Here is a 6,873-nt window from a genome sequence, read left to right as displayed (position 1 = left end):
GCCCCGCGCCCGGCGCCGAACCACATCTCGGCCTGGCCCAGGGTCTTGGCGCCGTTGTCGATCCAGTACGGGACCTCCTCCGGCAGGTCCACCGCCGCCCGCAGCAGACGCTCGAACGGGACCGCGTCCCAGCCGATCGTCTGACCGTGCACGACCGCGCCCTCACCGGCCTCGCGGGCCACGATGCCCGGCACACCCACACCGACACCGAGCAGCCGGTCGGCGGGTACGTCGGCCGCCCGGAGGACCTCCGCGACGCCCTCGCGGATGTGGTCGACGACCACCCCGACCTCGTACCGCTCGTGCGGGTGGGGGCTTTCGACCGCCAAGGGCCTTTCGGTGCGCGCCAGTTCGGTGAGCGTGAGGTCGAAAAGCTCGATCCTGACGCGGGTCTCGCCGACGTCGACGCCGATCATGAAGCCGCTGCCCGGGGTGACGCGGAGCAGAGTACGGGGGCGGCCGCCGGCCGAGTCGACGCTTCCGGCCTCCTCGACCAGGCCCTCCGCGACGAGCTCGGCGACCACGTTGCTGACCGAGCCCGAGCTGAGGCCGGTCGCGGGGCCGAGCGAGAAGCGGCTCATCGGCCCGTCGAAGTAGAGGCGCTGGAGGACGGCGGTGCGGTTCTCGCGCCGCAGATCACGCACCGTGCGGCCGGTCCGCATGGTCACTGGGGCCCCCTTGTGAAGTAGTCCTGAACGCAACATACCGTTGTCGGGCCTCGGGCGTTCTCTTCTCTTGAGGTTTAACTCATATCCTGAAATAAGTCGGACGGGCCTTCAGGACCTGAACGCGGGCCGTCAGGGGCGAGCCCGGTGCCGCGTCGGCGCTCAGGACTTGCGGAGGCCGCTGAGGAGCAGTTCCGCCAGTTCCTCGTACGCCTCCGCGTCGGCCAGGCCCGTCGCCGATGCGACCTGGCGGCGCTGGATGCGGACCATCACCGACGAGATGACGTCGGCCGCGAAGGCCACGTGGACCTCGCGGAAGACTCCGGCCCGCACGCCCTCCTCGATGAGCTGCTGGACCCGGCCGGCCGCCGCGCGCGTGTTGCGCTCGTACACCTCCGCCGCCGGCTCGAAAGCGGCCACGTCGTCGAAGAACTGCGGCGAGACCGGTGCCAGCTCGGCCGAGACCGCCCGCAGATAGGCCGCGAGCCGCTCGGCGGGATCGGTCGCGGCGGCGAGGACCGCCTCCACCCGGGCCGTGGCGCGCCGGAAGAAGTGCACGACCGCCGCCCGGACCAGCTGTTCCTTGCTGCCCGCGAGGCCGTACAGGGTCCGCTTCGAGCAGCGGAGCCGCGCGGCGAGATCGTCGAGGGTCAGCCGGGCGAAGCCCTCGCCGACGAGGAGGGCGACGAGCTCCTCGAAGAGAGCGGTGCGGCGCGCCGCACCGCGGCCCGTGAGCTTCGGGGCGTCGGCGGCTGAGGTCTCGATCACCCGGCCAGTATTCCAGGCCCGCGTCGCGGGGGGTTGCGGCGGCATCCTTCTGCGCTACTCTCGGCGGTACTGCAGTACCTCACTCAGTACCACTTTGCGCGCCGCTGGAGTCGCCATGGATGTCGACCGCCTGCTTCCCACCCCCGAGGCAGCGGACCTCATCGCCCTCACCCGGGAGATCGCCGACAAGGAGCTCTCTCCGCGGGTGGACGAGCACGAGGCCACCGAGACCTATCCCGAAGGGCTCTTCGCCACCCTCGGCGAGGCCGGGCTCCTCGGCCTGCCGTACCCGGAGGAGTACGGCGGCGGAGGCCAGCCGTACGAGGTCTACCTCCAGGTCCTCGAGGAGCTCGCCGCGCGCTGGGCCGCCGTCGCCGTCGCCACCAGCGTCCACACGCTGGCCTGCCACCCGGTGCACACCTTCGGCACCGCCGAGCAGAAGGAACGCTGGCTGCCCGCGATGCTGGAGGGCCGGAACATCGGCGGCTACAGCCTCTCCGAGCCCCAGGCCGGCTCCGACGCCGCCGCCCTCACCTGCAAGGCCGAGCGCCAGGACGACGGCAGCGGCTACCGCGTCACCGGCACCAAGGCCTGGATCACCCACGGCGGCAAGGCGGGGTTCTACGCGCTCTTCGCCCGGACCGCGCCCGGCAGCCACGGCATCTCCTGCTTCCTCGCGCCCGGCGCCACCGGCGGACTGAGCTTCGGCGCCCCCGAGCGGAAGATGGGCCTCCAGGCCGTCCCCACGACCTCCGCCTACTGGGACGGCGCCCTCCTCGAAGCCGACCGGCTCGTGGGGGACGAGGGCCAGGGCCTCCAGATCGCGTTCAGCGCCCTCGACAGCGGCCGGCTCGGCATCGCCGCCTGCGCCACGGGCCTCGCCCAGGCCGCCCTCGACGCCGCCGTCGCGTACGCCAACGAGCGCACGACCTTCGGTCGCCGGATCGTCGACCACCAAGGCCTCGGGTTCCTCCTCGCCGACATGGCCGCCGCCGTCGACGCGGCCCGCGCCACCTACCTGGACGCGGCCCGCCGGCGCGACCTCGGCCGCCCCTTCAGCCGCCAGGCCAGCGCGGCCAAGCTCATCGCCACCGACACGGCGATGAAGGTCACGACGGACGCCGTCCAGGTCCTCGGCGGCTACGGCTACACCCGTGACTTCCCGGTCGAGCGCTACATGCGCGAAGCGAAGATCACCCAGATCTTCGAGGGCACCAACCAGATCCAGCGCCTCGTCATCAGCCGGGGCCTCGCGCACGCGCAGAAGTAGCCGCCCGGCGGCAGGGTGGCACCCGCCCCGCACGCGCACCACCGACGACACTCGACGACACACGCACTACAGACGACGACGCACGACGACACACGACACGAACGAGGAGTTCCATGGACATCGCCGGCTCCGCCGCTCTCGTCACCGGCGCCGCCTCCGGCCTCGGGGCCGCCACCGCGGCGGCGCTCGCCGCCCGGGGCGCCACCGTCTACGGCCTCGACCTGGACAAGGCCGTGGCCGCCGCGGGACCGCTGCCCGAGGGCGTACGGCTGCTCGCCGCCGACGTCACCGACGAGCAGGGGGTCCGCGAGGCGCTCGCCGCGATCGACGCCGACGGCGCCGAACTGCGGCTCGCCGTGAACTGCGCCGGCATCGCCCCCTCCGCCCGAATCCTGGGCCGCAAGGGACCGCACGACCTCGACCTGTTCCGGTCCGTCGTCGACGTCAACCTGATCGGTACGTTCAACGTGATGCGGCTCGCCGCCGAGGCCATCGCCCGGCACGAGCCCGACGAGCACGGACAGCGCGGTCTCGTCGTCAACACCGCCTCGATCGCCGCCTTCGAGGGCCAGGTCGGCCAGATCGCCTACGCCGCCTCCAAGGCCGGCGTCGCCGGCATGACCGTCACCGCCGCCCGGGACCTGGCCCAGTTCGGCATCCGGGTCGTCACCATCGCCCCCGGCATCGTCGACACCCCGATGATGTCCGGGTTCGGGGAGGACGTCAGGGCCGGTCTCGCCGCGAGCGTCACCTTCCCGCAGCGTCTCGCCCGCCCGGAGGAGTACGCCCGCCTGGTGACGATGGTCGCCGAGCACGACTACCTGAACGGCGAGACGATCCGTATGGACGGCGCGCTCCGGATGACGGCCCGCTGAGCCTCCGTACCCTCTTCACGGTACTGGGTGCCGGATTCGCCCGGCACCCAGTACCGCTCCGAGTGATTCCCAATGCTAGGTTCGGTGCATGGGAACAGCGTCGACGAACTCCACGAAGCCAGCGATGCGGGACTCCCTCATCGCCGCGGCCTTCCAGCTCTTCCTGGAGCGGGGCTACGAGCAGACCACGGTCGACGACATCGTCACGCTCGCGGGCGTCGGCCGCAGGTCCTTCTTCCGGTACTTCCCGTCGAAGGAGGACGTGGTCTTCCCCGACCACGAGCAGTGCCTCACCGACATGACCCGCTTCCTCGCGGCGAGCGCCGACTCCGACGACCCGATGGTCCGGGTCTGCGACGCCGCCCGGCTCGTCATGCGGATGTACGCCGAGAACCCCACGTTCTCCGTCCAGCGCTACCGGCTCACCCGGGAGGTGACCGGGCTGCGCACCTACGAGCTCTCGGTCGTCTGGCGGTACGAGAAGACCCTCGGCGACTATCTGCGCACCCGCTGGGCCGACCGCAGGGACGGGACCCTGCGCGCCAACGTGGCCGCCGCGGCCGTGGTCGCCGCCCACAACCACGCCCTGCGGCACTGGCTGCGCTCGGGAGGCGAGGGCGACCCGCTCGCCGAGGTGGACAGGGCCCTGGAGTTCGTCCGCGCCACCTGGAGCCCGGACGCGGTCGTGGACGCGCCGGCCGAGGAGACCGAGGACGTCGTGGTGGTGATCACCAAGCGGTCCACCCCCATGTGGCGCGTGGTGCGCGAGGTGGAATCGAGCCTCGGAGAGGGCTGAGAACGACCGGGTGGCACCCCTCGGGGTTCTCGGTATCTCGAATTGAGGGAACTCAGGTCTTTATTTGATGGCACTCAGTGCCATATCTTGGCTCCATGCACGGTCGAGCCGCCGAGTGCAAGGAGAAGGCATCGTGTTCCACACGGGAATGAGGAGCGGGACCGCCGTCCGGGCCGCAGAGGAGTCGGCCCCCGACGTCGAGCTCTACTTCCAGCGCTGCCGCTGGTGCCACACCACGACGTTCCAGCGACTGCTCTGTCCGACCTGCGGGTCCACCGAACTCACGCCCGAACTCAGCGGGGGCGAAGGCGTGATCACCGTACGGCGGGGGGTCGCCGCGGCCGACGCCGACCTCTGGCCGGTGTACATGACGGAGGGCTTCGTGGTCCGCTGCCGCGTCGACGGACCGCTGCACGCGGTGCGCCCCGGGGTTCGGGTCAAGGTCTCGTCGGGGGTCGGCGTGACCGGCCGCAGGCCGGTCGTCCGGCTCTGCGAGGAGGTCCCGCTCGACGGGTGGATCTGAGGACGGGCGAACGCGAAGAAGGGGGCGGGTGGCACAGAGTGCCACCCGCCCCCTTCTTCGCTGGGATCAGCGAGCGCCGATCTCGTCCGTCAGCTGCGGCAGCACCTCGAAGAGGTCACCGACCACGCCGTAGTCCACCAGATCGAAGATCGGGGCCTCCGCGTCCTTGTTGACCGCGACGATCGTCTTCGACGTCTGCATGCCGGCCCGGTGCTGGATCGCGCCGGAGATGCCCGCCGCGACGTACAGCTGCGGCGAGACCTGCTTGCCGGTCTGGCCGACCTGGTTGGCGTGCGGGTACCAGCCGGCGTCCACGGCGGCGCGGGAGGCGCCGACGGCCGCGCCGAGCGAGTCGGCCAGCTTCTCGACGACCGCGAAGCCCTCGGCCGCGCCGACACCGCGGCCGCCGGAGACCACGATCGCGGACTCGGTCAGCTCGGGGCGGCCGGTGGAGACGCGCGGGGTGCGCGAGACGACCTTCGCGGCGTTGCCGGTGAAGGCGACGGTGACGTCCTCGACCGTACCGGCGGCCGGAGCGGCCTCCGGGGCGGCGGAGTTCGGCTTGACCGTGATGACCGGCACGCCGTGCGAGACCCGCGACCTCACCTGGTACGAGGCGGCGAACACGGACTGGGTGGCGACCGGGCCGTCCTCTCCGGCCTCCAGCTCCACGGCGTCGGTGATCAGACCGGAGCCGAGGCGGAGCGCGACCCGGGCCGCGATCTCCTTGCCCTCGCCGGAGGAGGTCACCAGGACGGCGGCGGCCCCCTTCTCCTTGGCGAGCTGGGTGAGCGCGTCGACCTTCGGCACGACCAGCTGGTCGGCGAACTCGGCGCCGTCCGCGACGTACACGGTCGCCGCGCCGTACTCACCGGCGGTGGCGGCGATCGAGGCCGCGGCCTCGCCGGCGCCGAGGACGACGGCCGAGGGCTCGCCGACGCGGCGGGCCAGGGTCAGCAGTTCGAGGGCCGGCTTGCGGACCGCACCGTCGGCGTGGTCCACGAGAACCAGGATCTCTGCCATGATTCGTTGCTCCTGAGTGGGTGTGGCTGACGATTGGTCAGATGAACTTCTGGGTGGCGAGGAAGGCGGCGAGCTGCTTGCCGCCGTCGCCCTCGTCCGTGACGATCGTGCCCTGCGTACGGGCCGGGCGCGCGGCCACCGTGTCGACCAGGGTCCAGGCCCCGGCGAGACCCACCTCGTCGGCGTCGATGTCCAGGTCGTCCAGGTCCAGCTCCTGGACCGGCTTCTTCTTGGCGGCCATGATCCCCTTGAAGGAGGGGTAACGGGCCTCGCCGGACTGGTCGGTGACCGAGACGACGGCCGGCAGCGGGGCCTCCAGGAGCTCGGTCGCGGCGTCGCCGTCGCGGCGGCCCTTCACGAGACCGTCCTCCACGGTGACCTCCGAGAGCAGCGTCACCTGGGGGAGGGAGAGGCGCTCGGCGAGCAGCGCGGGCAGGACGCCCATCGTGCCGTCGGTCGACGCCATGCCGCAGATGACCAGGTCGAAACCGGTCTTCTCCAGGGCCTTGGCCAGGATCGCGGAGGTGGCGATCACGTCCGAGCCGTGGATGTCCTCGTCGTTGACGTGGACGGCCTTGTCGGCGCCCATCGACAGCGCCTTGCGCAGCGCGTCCTTGGCGTCGTCCGGGCCCACGGTCACGACGGTCACCTCGGCGTCGTCGGCCTCCTCGGAGATCCGCAGCGCCTGCTCGACCGCGTACTCGTCGAGCTCCGAGAGCAGACCGTCGACGGCCTCGCGGTCGGTCGTCAGGTCATCGGCGAAACCGCGGTCGCCGGTCGCGTCGGGGACGTACTTCACACAGACAGCGATCTTCAGAGTCACGGCCTGTCTCCTTTCAACGGGCAGGGTGTTACGGGAGGTTGCGGGCCATGACGATGCGCTGGACCTGGTTGGTGCCTTCGTAGATCTGGGTGATCTTGGCGTCGCGCATCATGCGCTCGACGGGGTAGTC

At 71.5% G+C, this 6,873-nt stretch carries 9 protein-coding genes; 4 read left to right on the top strand and 5 right to left on the bottom strand.

The features are described from left to right. Positions 1-668, bottom strand: a 668-nt coding sequence (locus ACIRB7_RS33770; protein WP_403606734.1) for an ROK family protein, incomplete at its 3' end; no start/stop codon positions are given. 159 nt (positions 669-827) lie between these two features. Next, the gene (locus tag ACIRB7_RS33765; protein WP_403606731.1) at positions 828-1,433 is read right to left on the bottom strand and encodes a TetR/AcrR family transcriptional regulator; all 606 of its coding nucleotides are present in this window, start codon (positions 1,431-1,433) and stop codon (positions 828-830) included. A 115-nt stretch (positions 1,434-1,548) separates the two neighbouring features. Here ACIRB7_RS33765 and ACIRB7_RS33760 point away from each other — a divergent pair, with 115 nt between their 5' ends. The 4 genes from ACIRB7_RS33760 to ACIRB7_RS33745 all read left to right on the top strand — a co-directional run bounded on the left by ACIRB7_RS33760 (position 1,549) and on the right by ACIRB7_RS33745 (position 4,897). Beyond that, complete coding sequence (locus ACIRB7_RS33760; protein WP_403606728.1) at positions 1,549-2,703, top strand: acyl-CoA dehydrogenase family protein; 1,155 nt, start codon at positions 1,549-1,551, stop codon at positions 2,701-2,703. A gap of 113 nt (positions 2,704-2,816) precedes the next feature. Continuing rightward, positions 2,817-3,578 (top strand): SDR family NAD(P)-dependent oxidoreductase, encoded by a 762-nt coding sequence (locus ACIRB7_RS33755; RefSeq protein WP_403606725.1) that lies wholly within the window; start codon positions 2,817-2,819, stop codon positions 3,576-3,578. Between the two features lie 88 nt (positions 3,579-3,666). Further along, positions 3,667-4,374 (top strand): TetR/AcrR family transcriptional regulator, encoded by a 708-nt coding sequence (locus tag ACIRB7_RS33750; protein ID WP_403606722.1) that lies wholly within the window; start codon positions 3,667-3,669, stop codon positions 4,372-4,374. A 133-nt stretch (positions 4,375-4,507) separates the two neighbouring features. Next, positions 4,508-4,897 (top strand): zinc ribbon domain-containing protein, encoded by a 390-nt coding sequence (locus tag ACIRB7_RS33745; protein ID WP_403606719.1) that lies wholly within the window; start codon positions 4,508-4,510, stop codon positions 4,895-4,897. Between the two features lie 66 nt (positions 4,898-4,963). Here ACIRB7_RS33745 and ACIRB7_RS33740 read toward each other — a convergent pair whose 3' ends face one another. From ACIRB7_RS33740 to ACIRB7_RS33730, 3 genes are all read right to left on the bottom strand, one after another. Beyond that, a complete protein-coding gene (locus ACIRB7_RS33740; RefSeq protein ID WP_403606716.1) occupies positions 4,964-5,920 on the bottom strand; it encodes an electron transfer flavoprotein subunit alpha/FixB family protein in 957 nt (318 codons plus the stop codon). Positions 5,921-5,957: 37 nt separating this feature from the next. Beyond that, the gene (locus tag ACIRB7_RS33735; protein WP_403606713.1) at positions 5,958-6,743 is read right to left on the bottom strand and encodes an electron transfer flavoprotein subunit beta/FixA family protein; all 786 of its coding nucleotides are present in this window, start codon (positions 6,741-6,743) and stop codon (positions 5,958-5,960) included. A 28-nt stretch (positions 6,744-6,771) separates the two neighbouring features. Next, positions 6,772-6,873 (bottom strand): acyl-CoA dehydrogenase family protein (locus ACIRB7_RS33730; RefSeq protein ID WP_361368133.1); only part of this gene is annotated, 102 nt, incomplete at its 5' end.

This window comes from Streptomyces sp. NPDC093795 (assembly GCF_044764665.1).
In the GTDB taxonomy this organism is placed as follows: Bacteria; Actinomycetota; Actinomycetes; order Streptomycetales; family Streptomycetaceae; genus Streptomyces.
The sequence above is the reverse complement of the archived record's forward strand: the minus strand, read 5'-3'. Positions and strand labels throughout refer to the sequence as shown.

What these genes read in the sequence shown, in the direction of transcription:
- ACIRB7_RS33750 (WP_403606722.1), top strand. Translation starts at nt 3,667, where the DNA reads ATGGGAACAGCGTCGACGAACTCCACGAAGCCAGCGATGCGGGACTCC.
- ACIRB7_RS33740 (WP_403606716.1), bottom strand. Translation starts at nt 5,920, where the DNA reads ATGGCAGAGATCCTGGTTCTCGTGGACCACGCCGACGGTGCGGTCCGC.
- ACIRB7_RS33760 (WP_403606728.1), top strand. Translation starts at nt 1,549, where the DNA reads ATGGATGTCGACCGCCTGCTTCCCACCCCCGAGGCAGCGGACCTCATC.
- ACIRB7_RS33755 (WP_403606725.1), top strand. Translation starts at nt 2,817, where the DNA reads ATGGACATCGCCGGCTCCGCCGCTCTCGTCACCGGCGCCGCCTCCGGC.